13 protein-coding genes are annotated in these 13,483 nt (G+C 67.2%); 2 read left to right on the top strand and 11 right to left on the bottom strand.

What is annotated here, in order from left to right:
• Positions 1–3 precede the first annotated feature (3 nt).
• From WS66_RS13420 to flhD, 8 genes are all read right to left on the bottom strand, one after another.
• Positions 4–1,950 (bottom strand): methyl-accepting chemotaxis protein, encoded by a 1,947-nt coding sequence (locus WS66_RS13420; RefSeq protein ID WP_059601928.1) that lies wholly within the window; start codon positions 1,948–1,950, stop codon positions 4–6.
• A gap of 37 nt (positions 1,951–1,987) precedes the next feature.
• Entirely contained in the window at positions 1,988–2,503 is a 516-nt protein-coding gene (gene cheW / locus WS66_RS13415) for a chemotaxis protein CheW (RefSeq protein ID WP_059601930.1), read from the bottom strand.
• A gap of 48 nt (positions 2,504–2,551) precedes the next feature.
• Complete coding sequence (gene cheA, locus WS66_RS13410; RefSeq protein WP_059601932.1) at positions 2,552–4,780, bottom strand: chemotaxis protein CheA; 2,229 nt, start codon at positions 4,778–4,780, stop codon at positions 2,552–2,554.
• A gap of 33 nt (positions 4,781–4,813) precedes the next feature.
• Positions 4,814–5,191, bottom strand: coding sequence for a response regulator (locus tag WS66_RS13405; RefSeq protein ID WP_059601934.1), 378 nt, complete (start codon positions 5,189–5,191; stop codon positions 4,814–4,816).
• A 24-nt stretch (positions 5,192–5,215) separates the two neighbouring features.
• Complete coding sequence (motB, locus tag WS66_RS13400; RefSeq protein ID WP_059601936.1) at positions 5,216–6,235, bottom strand: flagellar motor protein MotB; 1,020 nt, start codon at positions 6,233–6,235, stop codon at positions 5,216–5,218.
• 13 nt (positions 6,236–6,248) lie between these two features.
• Positions 6,249–7,109: a flagellar motor stator protein MotA gene (gene motA / locus WS66_RS13395; protein ID WP_059601938.1), complete on the bottom strand. Its 861-nt coding sequence runs from the start codon at positions 7,107–7,109 to the stop codon at positions 6,249–6,251.
• A 191-nt stretch (positions 7,110–7,300) separates the two neighbouring features.
• On the bottom strand, positions 7,301–7,855 hold the full coding sequence (gene flhC / locus WS66_RS13390) for a flagellar transcriptional regulator FlhC (protein WP_059601940.1): 555 nt from the start codon (positions 7,853–7,855) through the stop codon (positions 7,301–7,303).
• 94 nt (positions 7,856–7,949) lie between these two features.
• Positions 7,950–8,270, bottom strand: coding sequence for a flagellar transcriptional regulator FlhD (gene flhD / locus WS66_RS13385; RefSeq protein WP_059601943.1), 321 nt, complete (start codon positions 8,268–8,270; stop codon positions 7,950–7,952).
• Between the two features lie 666 nt (positions 8,271–8,936).
• On the opposite strand from flhD, the gene WS66_RS13375 reads away from it, so the two are divergent.
• A complete protein-coding gene (locus WS66_RS13375; protein ID WP_059601945.1) occupies positions 8,937–10,001 on the top strand; it encodes a glycosyltransferase family 4 protein in 1,065 nt (354 codons plus the stop codon).
• Between the two features lie 110 nt (positions 10,002–10,111).
• Here WS66_RS13375 and WS66_RS13370 read toward each other — a convergent pair whose 3' ends face one another.
• Positions 10,112–10,408 (bottom strand): H-NS histone family protein, encoded by a 297-nt coding sequence (locus WS66_RS13370; protein WP_059452621.1) that lies wholly within the window; start codon positions 10,406–10,408, stop codon positions 10,112–10,114.
• Positions 10,409–10,706: 298 nt separating this feature from the next.
• Between WS66_RS13370 and aqpZ the strand changes: the two genes are divergently transcribed.
• Entirely contained in the window at positions 10,707–11,447 is a 741-nt protein-coding gene (gene aqpZ, locus WS66_RS13365) for an aquaporin Z (RefSeq protein ID WP_059601946.1), read from the top strand.
• A 105-nt stretch (positions 11,448–11,552) separates the two neighbouring features.
• Here aqpZ and WS66_RS13360 read toward each other — a convergent pair whose 3' ends face one another.
• Positions 11,553–12,386: a Cof-type HAD-IIB family hydrolase gene (locus tag WS66_RS13360; RefSeq protein WP_059601949.1), complete on the bottom strand. Its 834-nt coding sequence runs from the start codon at positions 12,384–12,386 to the stop codon at positions 11,553–11,555.
• Between the two features lie 147 nt (positions 12,387–12,533).
• Positions 12,534–13,415 (bottom strand): BadF/BadG/BcrA/BcrD ATPase family protein, encoded by an 882-nt coding sequence (locus WS66_RS13355; protein WP_059601951.1) that lies wholly within the window; start codon positions 13,413–13,415, stop codon positions 12,534–12,536.
• Positions 13,416–13,483 lie beyond the last annotated feature (68 nt).

Genomic DNA, 13,483 nt, shown 5'->3' with positions numbered 1-13,483 from the left:
GGCTTAGAAAGTCTCCCAGTCGTCGTCGGACGTGCCGGCCGCCGCCATCGCCGGCTTCTCGCCGTTCAGCGCGGGGCGCACCAGCGCGGGCTTTTCGGCAGGCTTCTGCGCCGGTGCGGCGGCCGCCTTCGCGAGACGCGGGCCATAGCCGCCCGCGGCCGGCGCTTCCTTCGATGCGCGTGCGGCAGCGGCGTCCGGCGCGCGCTTCGTTTCGTGGCTCGCGGCCGGTGCCGCGGCATGCGGCGCCGGTGCGGCGCGACGGGACGGCTGCACGGTAGCCTGCGGTGCCGGCAGTGCGGCCGGCGAGGCTTCGTGACGGTGCGCCGACGGCAACGCCGGCGCCGGTGCGTGCGTGGCCGGGCGTGCAGCATTGCGCGCCGGCGCGAGCGCGATGCCGCCCGCGACGCGCCACGCCGACACGATCGCCTTCATCTGGCGCGTCTGCTCCTCGAGCGATGCGGCCGCGGCCGCTGCCTGCTCGACGAGCGCCGCGTTCTGCTGGGTGACCGAATCCATCTGGCCGACCGCGCGGTTGACCTGCTCGATGCCGGTCGACTGCTCTTCCGACGCGGCGCTGATCTCGCCCATGATGTCGGTCACGCGGCGCACGGCCTGCACGATCTCGTCCATCGTCGAGCCGGCCCGCGCGACGAGCGCCGACCCGCTGTCGACCTTCTCGGCCGAGTCGCCGATCAGCTGCTTGATTTCCTTCGCGGCGCTCGCGCTGCGCTGCGCCAGCGAGCGCACTTCGCCCGCGACCACCGCGAAGCCGCGGCCCTGCTCGCCCGCGCGCGCGGCTTCGACCGCCGCGTTCAGCGCGAGGATGTTGGTCTGGAACGCGATGCCTTCGATCGTGCCGATGATGTCGACGACCTTGCCCGAGCTCGCCGCGATGTCCTGCATCGTCGACACGACCTGGCCGACCACCTCGCCGCCCTGCGTCGCGATGTCCGACGCGTTCACCGCGAGCTGGCTCGCCTGCCGCGCGTTCTCCGCGTTCTGCCGCACGGTGCCGGTCAGCTGCTCCATGCTCGATGCGGTTTCCTGCAGCGACGCGGCCTGCTCCTCGGTGCGCTGCGACAGATCGGTGTTGCCGGTCGAGATCTCGCGCGCGCCGACGTCGATCGACTCGGTGCCGCGATGCACGGCCTGCACCATCGTCGTCACGGCGTCCTGCATCCGCTTGATGCCGCCGAACAGGCGGCCGATCTCGTTCGTGCTGAACACGTTCACCGGCTGCGTGAGGTCGCCGCCTGCGATGCGCTCGAAGTGCGCGATCGCGTCCTCGAGCGGCTTCACGATCAGCCCGCGCAGCGCTAAGCGGATCGCGATCACGACGACGAACGCGATCGCGATGCCGGCCGCGATCAGGCCGACCATCAGCGAGATCTGCGACTGCGTCGCGGCCTGGCGTTCTTCCGCGCGCTTCTGCAGCGATGCGATCACGGCCGCCGCCGTCTGGTCGAACGCGACGAACATCGGGCTGATCTTCGCGTCGGCAATCGCGTGGTACGCCGCCATGTCGCCCGCGCGCGCCGCGGCAAATTCGGGCTCGACGCCTTCCTTCACGATCGTCGTGTAGCGGGCGGTGAGCTCGTCGACGAGCGCCTGCTCGACACCGAGCTTCGGCGTCGACTGGAACGCCTGCCAGTTCTGGTTCGACTTCGCGTACAGCTCCTGCGCGCGGTCGAGCACCTTCGCCGCCTCGGCCGCATTACCGGCTTCGGTCAGCGTACGGAAGCGATCGAGCGCAATGCGCGAGCGCAGCAGGTGCGCGGCCGTGTCGTCCAGCGTGTGGATCGCCGGCAGGTCGACGTGCGCGATCTCGTCGAGCGAACGGCTCGCGTGATCGAGCGCGTAAAGGCCGAGCCCGCCAACCGCGGCGGCCAGGCACACGAGGATGAGTCCGACCGCCGTCAGCGTCGTGCGGATCGACCAGTTATGCAACATTGCAGATTCTCCCGAAATTCCTGCGCGCGCGGCGCGCTTACCCGCCGAGCGTCTCGATCAGCGCCATTTCACGGCTCGACATCAGCTTCTCGATGTCCATCAGGATCAGCATCCGGCCGTCGACCGTGCCGAGGCCCGTCAGGTACTCGGTCGTCAGCGTCGCGCCGAATTCCGGCGCCGGCATGATCTGGTCGGTCTGCAGCGTCAGCACGTCCGACACGCCGTCGACCACCATCCCGACCACGCGATTCGACACGTTCAGGATGATCACGACGGTCTGGTGGTCGTACTCCACGCGGCCGAGATGGAACTTGATCCGCATGTCGACGATCGGCACGATGATCCCGCGCAGGTTGATCACGCCCTTGATGAATTCGGGCGCGTTCGCGATGCGCGTGACGCTGTCGTAGCCGCGGATTTCCTGCACCTTCAGGATGTCGATCCCGTATTCCTCGTCGCCGAGCGTGAAGACGAGGAACTCCTGGCCCGTCGCATCGCCCTGCTCCGCGTCGCGGCGGCTGGTCGCCGCGTTCGCCGCGGCCGTATTGATCATTTGGACTTCAGCAGACACGTTTGCCCCCAATCAGTTGAATGGCGAGAGTCAGAAGATTGCGAGCTCGGCGCCGGCTCGGGCGCCGTGCGTCGCACGGGTTTCACGGTTCAGCGCCGCGACGTCGACGATCAACGCGACGCTGCCGTCGCCGAGGATGGTCGCCGCCGAGATGCCATGCACCTTGCGGTAGTTCGTTTCGAGGTTCTTCACGACCACCTGCTGCTGGCCGACCAGCTCGTCGATCAGCATCGCGAAGCGGCGCCCCTCGGTTTCCATGATCGTGACGATCCCCTGGGTCGGATCGGTACGCGCGTCCTCGACCGAGAACACCTCGTGCAGCGCGACGAGCGGCAGGTATTCGCCGCGCACGCGCACCACGCGCTCGCCGTTGCCGACGGTGTAGATGTCGTCGTTCGACGGCTGCAGCGACTCCATCACGAAGTTCAGCGGCAGGATGAAAATCTCCGTGCCGACCTTCACCGACATCCCGTCGAGGATCGCGAGCGTGAGCGGCAGCACGATCCGCGTGGTCGTGCCGCGGCCGGCCTGCGACGAGATCTCGACGTGGCCGCCCATCGACTGGATGTTGCGCTTCACGACGTCCATCCCGACGCCGCGGCCCGACACGTCGGTCACCGTCTCGGCGGTCGAAAAGCCCGGCGCGAAGATCAGTTGCCAGACTTCGTCGTCGCTGATGTTGTCGGATACCTGCATCCCCTGCTTCGCGGCCTTCGCGAGAATCCGCTCGCGGTTCAGGCCACCGCCGTCGTCGCTGACCTCGATCACGATGTTGCCGCCGTGATGCGCGGCCGACAGCACGAGCTGGCCGACCGCATCCTTGCCCGCGGCGACGCGTTTGTCGACGGTCTCGATCCCGTGGTCGAGGCTGTTGCGCACGAGGTGCGTGAGCGGGTCGATGATCCGCTCGATCAGGCTCTTGTCGAGCTCGGTCGCCTGGCCGAACGTGACGAGCTCGACCTGCTTGCCGAGCTTGCCGGCCAGGTCGCGCACGAGGCGCGGGAAACGGCTGAACACGTAGTCCATCGGCATCATGCGGATCGACATCACCGCTTCCTGCAGGTCGCGCGCGTTGCGTTCCAGTTGCGCCATCCCGTTGAAGAGACGGTCGTGCAGCGCCGGATCGAACGCGCTCGCCGTTTCCGCGAGCATCGCCTGCGTGATCACGAGTTCGCCGACCAGGTTGATCAGCTGGTCGACCTTCTCGACGCCGACGCGGATCGAGCTGCCTTCGGCGCCCGATGCGGCGGCGGCCGGGCGCGGACGCTTGTCGTCGTGGTGCGCGGCAGCGTGGGCAGCCGGCGCGGCGGGGTCGGCCTGCGGTTGCGGCGCGGGTTGCGGCGCCGGTTGCGCGGCGGCGCTCGGCTGCGCCGGCGCTTGCGGTGCGGCGGCGGCCGGTGCGGCACCGGCGGCTTGCGCGAATACCTCGACGCGTGCGGCCGGCTCCGGCGCCGCGGCCGGTTCGGGCGCGGCCGGCGCGACGGCAGGCGCCGGTGCGGCCGGCGCGGTGCCGCGCGCGATGCGGATCTGGCTGTCGTCGATCACGAAACAGCACACGGCGACGATGTCGTCGGACGGCACGTCCGATTCGAGCCACAGCGTCAGGTCCGCGCCCGCTTCCTCGCGGCCGACGATCCGGCCGAGATTGCCGAGCTCCTCGGTGAGCAGCGCCTGGTCCTTCGCGTCGACGCCGACGAGCGTGATCTTCAGGTGCGGGCCGCCCGCGACGGCGTCGTCCGCCGGATGCGCGGCCGCGACGGCCTGTTCGACCACGTGATCGGGCACGCGGTCGTCGGTGGAAGGCGCCGGCGCCGGTGCGGCCGCTTCGGCCGCTGCGGCCGGCACGACGGCCGCGGCCGCATCCGCGCCGCTCTCGGCCTTCAGGCGTTCGAGCTTCGCGCAGATCGTCGCGGCAGCCGCCGCGTCCGGTTCCGCGCTCGCGCGATAGTCGACCAGCTGGTCGGACAGCACGTCCTTGGTCTCGAGGAACGCGTCGACCATTTCCTTGGTCAGCGTCAGCTCATGGTTGCGCGCGCGGTCGAGCAGCGACTCGAGGATGTGGGTCGTCTCGGTCAGCGCGGAAAAGCCGAAGGTCGCCGCGCCGCCCTTGATCGAATGCGCGGCGCGGAAGATCGCGGCCAGGTCCTCGGGGTCGGGCGAGCCGACGTCGAGGTTCAGCAGCAGCTGCTCCATCTGCGCGAGCAACTCGTCCGCTTCGTCGAAAAAGGTCTGGTAGAACTGCGTGATGTCGAGAGTCATGCCCGGTCACCGGTTGGATTCGTCGCGTTCATGTCAGGAGGCGGTCTGTTCGGACAGCGTCGCGACCAGGTCGATCAGCACGGCCGGGTCGATCGGCTTCTCGATCCAGCCGGTCGCGCCCGCGTCGCGCGCGGCGTCCTTGAAGGCATTGCTGCCTTCGGTGGTCAGCACGAGGATCGGCGTGTCCGCGTAGGCCGTCAGCTTGCGCAGCGACGCGATCACCTCGAGCCCGCTCTTGCGCGGCATGTTCTGGTCGGTCAGCACCAGGTCGTACGGCACGGTGGCCGCCATGTCGAAGCCGGCTTCGCCGTCCGGCGCCACCGTCACGTCGTAGCCGGCCTGCGCCAGCGTCGCCTGCAGCAGCGCACGCATGGTCGCCGAGTCGTCGATGGCGAGAATGGTTCGGATCATGTCTGTCTCGAAATCTGGGAAACGTCAGGGTTTCGGTGCCACGGCGACGGCGCTCGCCAGCGCCGGTCGCGCGGGCTGCGCCGGGCCGCCGAGCTGCTGGGCCAGCAGCTTCGAGCCCGCCGCGTCGGCCGACAGCGTCGTGGTCGTCGCGTCGTCGCGCATCAGCGCGTCTTCGGATTTGCGGTTCAGCACGATCACGCTGATCCGGCGGTTTTCCGGATCGAGCGGATCGGCCTTGTTCAGGTTCTGCGTCGACGCGAGGCCGAGCACGCGCAACACCTTCGCCTCGTCCATGCCGCCCGCGATCAGTTCGCGGCGCGACGCGTTCGCGCGGTCGGCCGACAGCTCCCAGTTGCTGTAGCCGCCCTCGCCGCCCGCGTACGGCACCGCGTCGGTGTGGCCCTGGACGATGATCCGGTTCGGCACGTCGTTCAGCGTCTTGCCGATCTCGCGCAGGATGTCGCGCATGTACGGCTCGACGTGATCGCTCGACATCGCGAACATCGGCCGCTTCTGCGAATCGACGATCTCGATGCGCAGCCCCATCAGCGTCGAATCGATGCGGATCTGCTGCCTGAATTGACGCAGCGTCGGGTTCGCCTCGATCGCCGCCATCAACTTGATCTGCAGGTCGTGCAGGCGCGTCTGCTCGAGCCGGTCCTGCGCGCCCTGCGCCTGCGAACGCGTCTTGTCGTCGCCGGCCTTCGCGACGCGGTCGGCGAGCGACGTCGTGCCGTCGGTGCGGCGCAGCGTGCCGGCGTCGAGGCTCGACAGGTCGCGGCCGCCGCCGTTGATGATGCTCGAGTCCTGCGAGCTGCGATCGCCGCTGCCGAACAGCGCGGCTTTCAGCGGCGTGTTGAAGTACTCGGCGATCCCCTTCAGCTGCACCGGCGTGACCGAGCTCAGCAGCCACATCAGCAGGAAGAACGCCATCATCGCGGTCATGAAGTCCGCATAGGCGAGTTTCCATGCGCCGCCGTGGTGGCCCTTCTTCTGCGGGGCCACCCGTTTCACGACGATCGCGCGATCCTTGCTCTTGCTCATCGAATGCTCCGCGTCACTTCGCCTTCACGCGGCGCACGTGCTCTTCGAGCTCGGTAAACGACGGCCGCTCGGTCGAGTACAGCACCTTGCGGCCGAACTCGACCGCGATCGCGGGCGCATAGCCGTTCAGGCTCGCGAGAATCGTCACCTTGATGCACTGGAACATCTTGGTCGACTCGGCCACGCGCTGCTCCGCGAGGCTCGCGAGCGGCCCGATCAGCCCGTACGACAGCAGGATCCCGAGGAACGTGCCGACCAGCGCCTGCGCGATCATCGCGCCGAGCACCGCGGGCGGCTTGTCGGCGGATGCCATCGTATGCACGACGCCCATCACCGCCGCGACGATCCCGAACGCCGGCATCGCGTCGCCGACGCGCATCAGCGCGTGCGCCGGGCCCTCGCCTTCCGCGTGGTGCGTCTCGATCTCCTCGTCCATCAGGCTCTCGATCTCGAACGCGTTCATGTTGCCGCCCACCATCAGGCGCAGGTAGTCGGTCAGGAATTCGACGATGTGGCGATCGGCGAGGATCTTCGGGTATTGCGTGAAGATCGGGCTCTTGTCCGGATCGTCGATGTCGGCCTCGAGCGTCAGCGTGCCTTCCTTGCGTGCCTTCGCGAGCAGCACGTACAGGAGCGCCATCAACTCCATATAGACGTCCTTGGTGTACTTCGAGCCCTTGAAGAGCGTCGGCAGCACACGCAGCGTCCCCTTGATGGTCTTCATGCCGTTGCCGAGGATGAACGCGCCGACGCCCGCGCCCGCGATCATCAGGATCTCGACCGGCTGGATCAATGCGCCCAGATGCCCGCCTGCCAGCGCGTAACCGCCGAAGACGGACAACAGCGTCACGAGTGTTCCCACGATAATCAGCACTGCCTGTCCCTCACGAATGACCGGCGGGGAGACCGCCGTTAATCAGGTTTACGGCAGTCGGCAGGAAAACTTTCGCGGCCGCGCCGCGGCGGCGCGGCGGTGTTTACCAGCAAGCCCCGCGCGGTTCGCGCGGCGAGCGGCAGCCGTGAGGCGTCCGCTCGCGCCCCGCCCGGCCCCGCCCTGCCCGGCGCTCAGGCCGCGGCGGCGGACAGCTCGGCACGCGCGGCGGCGGCCTTGCGGGTCTTGCCCGCGCGCGACGGCGGCTGGCACAGGCCGCACACGAAACCTTGATGCGGATCATGCGCATGCGCGACGAAGTGGCCGCCGCAGCGCGTGCACGGGGTCATCTGCAGCATCCCCGAGTCGAAGAAGCGCACCAGCGTCCACGCGCGCGTGAGGCTCAGCGCGGCCTCGTCGCCGGACAGCTTCACGTGCTCCTGATAGAGCCGGTACGCCTTCACGATCGACTGGATCGGCTCGCAGCGGCCGTGGTCCTGCATGAACCGGTAGATGTTGTAGAACAGCGACGAGTGGATGTTCGGCTGCCACGTCATGAACCAGTCGGTCGAGAACGGCAGCATCCCCTTCGGCGGCGACGCGCCCTTCAGCTCCTTGTACAGCTTGATCAGGCGATCGCGCGACAGGCTCGTCTCCGCCTCCAGCAGTTGCAGCCGGGCGCCCAGTTCGATCAGTTCGATGGCGAGGGTGATTTCCTTCACCTCGATCACGACGCTTTTGCTTGCCATGGTGAATAACCGTCCGCTTGACGTTGTTCGGATGAGTGGCCAAGACGCTGCCTGCCGGCGCGACGCGCCGGGACGAACGCAAGGCGGGTAAGGATCAGCGGACGCTTTCGACCGGCTGGCCGGCCATCAGGATGGCCGAATGCGCGTGCGTGACGACGTCGCTGCGCCCCTTGTCGGCGAGCGACGACAACAACGCGTGATCGTCGAAGCGGAAGCGGCACAACATCTGGTTCGATGCGGCGAGCTTCACGGTCTGGGCGAGCGTGAGGTTCGCGAGCACATCGGCCAGTTCCTGGGAAACTCCCATGCGGAACATGCCCATCGCCTTGTCTTCCCGCAGCAGGCGCTGCGCGAGGAGGAGGTACGACAGGTTGACCTCTTTGATCTCACTGAGCATTTCGCTGTTGGCGCTCATGATTCCCCCGTTAAGAGCTTTGCTTTGGCCGTTCATGTTATGAAAACGTTTGCTCGATCAGGCCCCGCTGGGCGCTCCGTCGGCACGTTTATATTCTTACAGGGCGAATTTTGGCCAAACGGCATTTATGCCGGTATCAGCGAAGTGGCGTATGCCGCGCAGGATTTGTCTGTAAACCGTGTAGGAATTTTTCCGACAAGGCGAATTGAAAGGGAACAAACGGCGGGGGAAGTGACGCGCGAATTCGTCGATGATGCGGTCCGACACGGGACGAATCCGGCTGAAGGCCTTCCGGCAAGGCTGCCGGAAAGTGAATCGGAAAAAATTATAGTGGTTTTTCACGATAGCGCAACAATTCTCGTTGCCATATCGCTTTGTGTTTCCGCACCCCTTTTATCGGGGTTTTCGCGTATTTCACGGTGTAACAAGCCTTAAGTGTTTGAAAAAACACTCGAACCCCTGAAGGCGATATCGATAATGGACTCCAATGGGCGGCGGCGGGAGCCGCGCCGGCCCGCCCCGCAGCTTGCCGCCCGGCCTCCCGCGCACCGCGCCCCGGACCGGGCCCCGTACCGCAGAGCGCGTGCGTCGGCGAGTTCCGCAACCCTGCATCGGACCAGCATGCGCACTCGAGCGCCCCGCGCTGGTCGACACCGGAGAACGCCCATGCGTATTGCCCAGATCGCGCCCCTTTACGAAGCTGTCCCGCCGAAACTCTATGGCGGCACCGAGCGTGTCGTGTCCTACCTCACCGAGGCGCTCGTCGAGCTCGGCCACGACGTGACGCTGTTCGCAAGCGGCGACTCCGTCACGTCCGCGCGTCTCGAGGCGGCATGGCCGCGCGCACTGCGGCTCGACCCGTCGATCCGCGATTCGATGGCGCCCCATATGCGCCTGATCGAGCAGGTCGCCCGTGTCGCGCACGAATTCGACGTGCTGCACTTCCACCTCGACTACCTGCCGTTCTCGCTGATGTCGCGCCTCGATACGCCTTATGTGACGACGCTGCACGGCCGCCTCGACCTGCCGGAGCTGCAGCCGGTGTTCGACGCATTCCCGGACGCGCCGGTCGTGTCGATCTCCAACAACCAGCGCAAGCCGCTGCCGCAGGCCGCGTGGGCCGGCACCGTGTATCACGGGCTGCCCGACACGCTGCTCACGCCGCAACCGGACGTGAAGCCCGAATACCTCGCGTTCCTCGGCAGGATCTGTCCCGAAAAGCGAGTCGACACCGCGATCCGGATCGCCGCGCAGAGCGGGCTGCCGCTGAAGATCGCCGCGAAGGTCGACAAGGCCGACGCCGACTACTTCAAGGAAGTGATCGAACCGCTGCTCGGCGAGGCGCACGTCGAATTCATCGGCGAGATCAACGAGGCGCAGAAGCCCGCGTTCCTGTCGGGCGCGAAGGCGCTGCTGTTCCCGATCGACTGGCCGGAGCCGTTCGGCCTGGTGATGATCGAGGCGATGGCCTGCGGCACGCCGGTCGTCGCGTTCAACCGCGGCTCGGTGCCGGAAGTGATCGAGGACGGCGTGACCGGCTTCATCGTCGAGGACGTGCAGGGCGCCGTCGGTGCGCTGCACCGGATCGACAGCCTGTCGCGCGACGCGATCCGCGCGCGTTTCGATACGCGCTTCAGTTCGAAAGCGATGGCGCGGCGTTATGTCGAAACTTACGAATCGCTTTGCACGGCGGCGAAACGGCCGGCCTTGCGCCAAGTCGCGGGCGCCTGACGTCGAAATTCGTCAGGAAATAATCGGTAAAATTCGCGCCGAAATCGGCGTGAAAATCCCGAAAACGCCAAAGAGCCGCATCGTCGATGCGGCTCTTCATTTTTGCGCGGTCATTCGATCAGGAAACGATCGCGGTTTTTCCCGACGATCCAATTCGGCGGCTTGCCGCGCCCGCTCCAGGTCGCACCCGACTTCGGATCGCGGTATTTCGGGGGCAGCGGCGCCTTTTTCGGCGGACGGCCGCGCCGCGCTCGCTCCGCGAAGCCCAGGTCCTCGGCCGTCAGGCCATATTCGGCAATCATTCGCTGGACGTCGGCAATCACCGCCGCCACTTCCTGGCGACGCACGTCATCCGCCTGGGCCTGCAACTCGGCGATTTGCGCCTTGAGTTTCGCGTATTGAGACATTTTTCGACTCCCCTTTTCCATGATGCAGCTCCGGCGAGTTCGACCGGAACGCCAACATCCGTTACGTCATCGTACCGCCGCCCTGCTCTTCGAAATTAATGCTGTCATCTTTAACCGATTCGTCGATATCGAGAATGCGGACTTATTCTAATAAAAGCCATTCCCCAGCCATTCAGATTTAACAATCGTTGACCCTCTCGAACCCGATTCATTTCCTATAATCCAGACCAATTCCGGGCGTCCGAATAATTCATCCGGTCGTCCGTTTGTCTTCAACCCACTTGAACGAGGTCCATACATGAATCTTTCTCAGCGTCTGGCTGCAGAGGTATTCGGCACGTTCTGGCTGGTGCTCGGCGGGTGCGGAAGCGCCGTGCTGGCCGCCGCCTTTCCGGGCCTCGGCATCGGCTTTGCCGGCGTCGCACTCGCCTTCGGCCTGACCGTGCTGACGATGGCATTCGCGATCGGCCATATTTCGGGCTGCCACCTGAATCCGGCGGTGAGCGTCGGCCTGACGGTCGCCGGCCGCTTCCCGGCGCGCGATCTCGCGCCGTACATCGTTGCGCAGGTGGTCGGTGCCACGCTGGGTGCGTTCGTGCTGTACCTGATCGCGACCGGCAAGCCGGGCTTCGACGTCGTCGGCAGCGGCTTTGCGACGAACGGCTTCGGCGAGCGCTCGCCCGGCCACTACTCGCTCGGCGCGGCATTCATCTGCGAAGTCGTGATGACGGGCTTCTTCCTGTTCGTGATTCTCGGCGCCACCGACAAGCGCGCGCCTGCCGGCTTCGCGCCGATCGCGATCGGCCTGTGCCTGACGTTGATCCACCTGATCTCGATCCCGGTCACCAACACGTCAGTCAACCCGGCCCGCTCGACCGGCCCGGCGCTGTTCGTGGGCGGCGAGGCGATCGGCCAGCTGTGGCTGTTCTGGGTCGCGCCGATCATCGGTGCGGCAATCGCCGGGATCGTCTACCCACTGATCGCAGGGCGCGACGATGCCGTCGGCCTGCTGCCCGCATCCGCTCGCACCAACGAATAAAACACTACGGGGTCACGCGAGCAGAGCAGCGAGCCTCACGCTGTCGAACAACATAGAGGCAGGTAATTTGGACGGGCGCCGCTGGCGCCCGTTTTTCATGGCCGCTCAGGAAGCGGCGACGCCGTCGAGGGTGTCCTCGAGCGCGAACAGCATGCGCAGGTGACGGGCGACGCCCGCGTCGAAGTTGTTGCCGATTCGCGGGATGTGCGGCAGGTGCGCGATCAGGTCGGGGTTCGCGTTGTTCATCATGAACGCGTGACCGGCCGTTTCGAGCAGATCGATGTCATTCATGTTGTCGCCGAACGCAATGCAGTGGCCGGCGTCGACGCCGAGCCGCGCGAGCACCGCACGCAGCGCGCGGCCCTTCGACACGTTGGCGGTCATCACTTCGAGACAGTCGGGCAGCGAGTACGTGACGTACAGTGCATCGCCGAACCGCACGCGCATCTGTTCGGCGACCACCGCCAGATCGGCCGGCTCGCCGATGTACAGCACCTTCGCGATATCGGCGCCGTCGTGCGCGGACATGTCGATCACGTCGTACCGGAATCCCGAATCCTGGTGGAATTCGAGCAGGTGCGGCGCGTCCCGGTCGATCAGCCAGCCGCGGTCGGTAAACAGGTTGACGATCACGCGCCCGTGCGCGCCGGTCACGCCCGGCTGCACGAGGCCGCGGACGATCGCGGGATCGATGTCCTGCGCGTGGATCGCCGTGTCGTCCGGTGCATGCACGCGCGCGCCGTTCGACGTGATCAGGTACGGCCGAATGCCCAGCACGTCCCGAATGCCGGCGACGTCCGCGTAGTGGCGCCCCGTCGCGATCACGAACTGCAGGCCGCCGCGGTCGAGCCGGCGGACGGTCTCGATCGTGTACGGATCGAGCTGGTGGTCGCTGTTCAGCAGGGTGCCGTCGAGATCGGTGGCGATGACTTTGTACATGGGGACGGGTGAATGGCGCGCGGGACGCTGCGGAACCGCCATTTTAACGTCGTGCCCGGAGGGCCGCCGGGCGGTTGGGGAATGGAGCGGGTTTCGGGCCGTTCGGCCTGCTCGGCCCACTCACCGCACGCCGCCCGCTTGAACCGCTCACCCCGCTTCCGTCGCCCTCAACACCTGCAGCGCAAGCCGCAACGCACCGTGCGCGGAATCGTCGAGCGGCGCGCGCAGCCGGGCCGCGTGGCGTGCCGGCACGGCCGGCGCCAACGCGTCGGCCAGCCCGCCGCACAGCGCGACCGGCAGCGCCTGCCGAGGATCGAGCGCGTCGATCATCTTGCCGATCTCATCGCCGGCCTGCGCGATCAGCGCCGCCGCACAAGGATGGTCGCGGTGCGCGAACACGATCGGCGCGAGGCGCGCGTAGATCGTCTGGTTCGCATCGCACGACCACTGGACGAGTGCGTCGCGATCGTGCGCGCCCGTTTCCGCGAGCAGCGCGCCGGCGAACGCGTCACGCGGCACGCGGCCGTCGAGCGCCTGCTGCGCGTATGCAAGCGCGCGCATGCCGAGCCACGCGCCGCTCGCCTCGTCGCCGGACGGAAAACCGAAGCCGCCCGCGATGCGGCAGTCGCCCGCCGCGTCGAGCGCCGCCGCGATGCTGCCCGTGCCGAGCGCGACGATGAGCCCCGGCGCGCCGCCGTGCGCGCCGACGACGGTCGTATACGCGTCGCTCTCGATCGCGAGCGCGTCGAGCGGCGCCTGCGCACGGAACGCGGCGAGCCACGCGGCATTGTTGACGCCCGCGAGCCCGCAACCGAGCGCACATTGCGACCAGTCGAACGCGAGCCCCGCCTGCGTGAAGGCGTCGGCGCAAGCAGCGCCGATCGATGCCCACGCGCGCTCGATGCCGAGGCCGAGCCCCGACGGGCCGCCGCGCCCCTGCGCGAGCTCGCGCCCGTGCCGGTCGGCAAGTACCACGCGGGTGCCCGTGCCGCCGCCGTCGATGCCGATCGCAAAAAGTAGTGCCGTCATGCGTTGATCCTGCTGATTCGAACAGGCGCCAAGCTTAACCGGATCGGCGCCGCGCGCCCATCTGCCGT

Source organism: Burkholderia sp. LA-2-3-30-S1-D2, assembly GCF_001523915.2.
Taxonomy (GTDB): Bacteria; Pseudomonadota; Gammaproteobacteria; order Burkholderiales; family Burkholderiaceae; genus Burkholderia; species Burkholderia diffusa.
The sequence above is the reverse complement of the archived record's forward strand: the minus strand, read 5'-3'. Positions and strand labels throughout refer to the sequence as shown.

Coding starts and splice junctions, on each gene's coding strand:
- WS66_RS13420 (WP_059601928.1), bottom strand. CDS start 1,950: ATGTTGCATAACTGGTCGATCCGCACGACGCTGACGGCGGTCGGACTC.
- cheW (WP_059601930.1), bottom strand. CDS start 2,503: ATGATCAATACGGCCGCGGCGAACGCGGCGACCAGCCGCCGCGACGCG.
- cheA (WP_059601932.1), bottom strand. CDS start 4,780: ATGACTCTCGACATCACGCAGTTCTACCAGACCTTTTTCGACGAAGCG.
- WS66_RS13405 (WP_059601934.1), bottom strand. CDS start 5,191: ATGATCCGAACCATTCTCGCCATCGACGACTCGGCGACCATGCGTGCG.
- motB (WP_059601936.1), bottom strand. CDS start 6,235: ATGAGCAAGAGCAAGGATCGCGCGATCGTCGTGAAACGGGTGGCCCCG.
- flhC (WP_059601940.1), bottom strand. CDS start 7,855: ATGGCAAGCAAAAGCGTCGTGATCGAGGTGAAGGAAATCACCCTCGCC.
- flhD (WP_059601943.1), bottom strand. CDS start 8,270: ATGAGCGCCAACAGCGAAATGCTCAGTGAGATCAAAGAGGTCAACCTG.
- WS66_RS13375 (WP_059601945.1), top strand. CDS start 8,937: ATGCGTATTGCCCAGATCGCGCCCCTTTACGAAGCTGTCCCGCCGAAA.
- WS66_RS13370 (WP_059452621.1), bottom strand. CDS start 10,408: ATGTCTCAATACGCGAAACTCAAGGCGCAAATCGCCGAGTTGCAGGCC.
- aqpZ (WP_059601946.1), top strand. CDS start 10,707: ATGAATCTTTCTCAGCGTCTGGCTGCAGAGGTATTCGGCACGTTCTGG.
- WS66_RS13360 (WP_059601949.1), bottom strand. CDS start 12,386: ATGTACAAAGTCATCGCCACCGATCTCGACGGCACCCTGCTGAACAGC.
- WS66_RS13355 (WP_059601951.1), bottom strand. CDS start 13,415: ATGACGGCACTACTTTTTGCGATCGGCATCGACGGCGGCGGCACGGGC.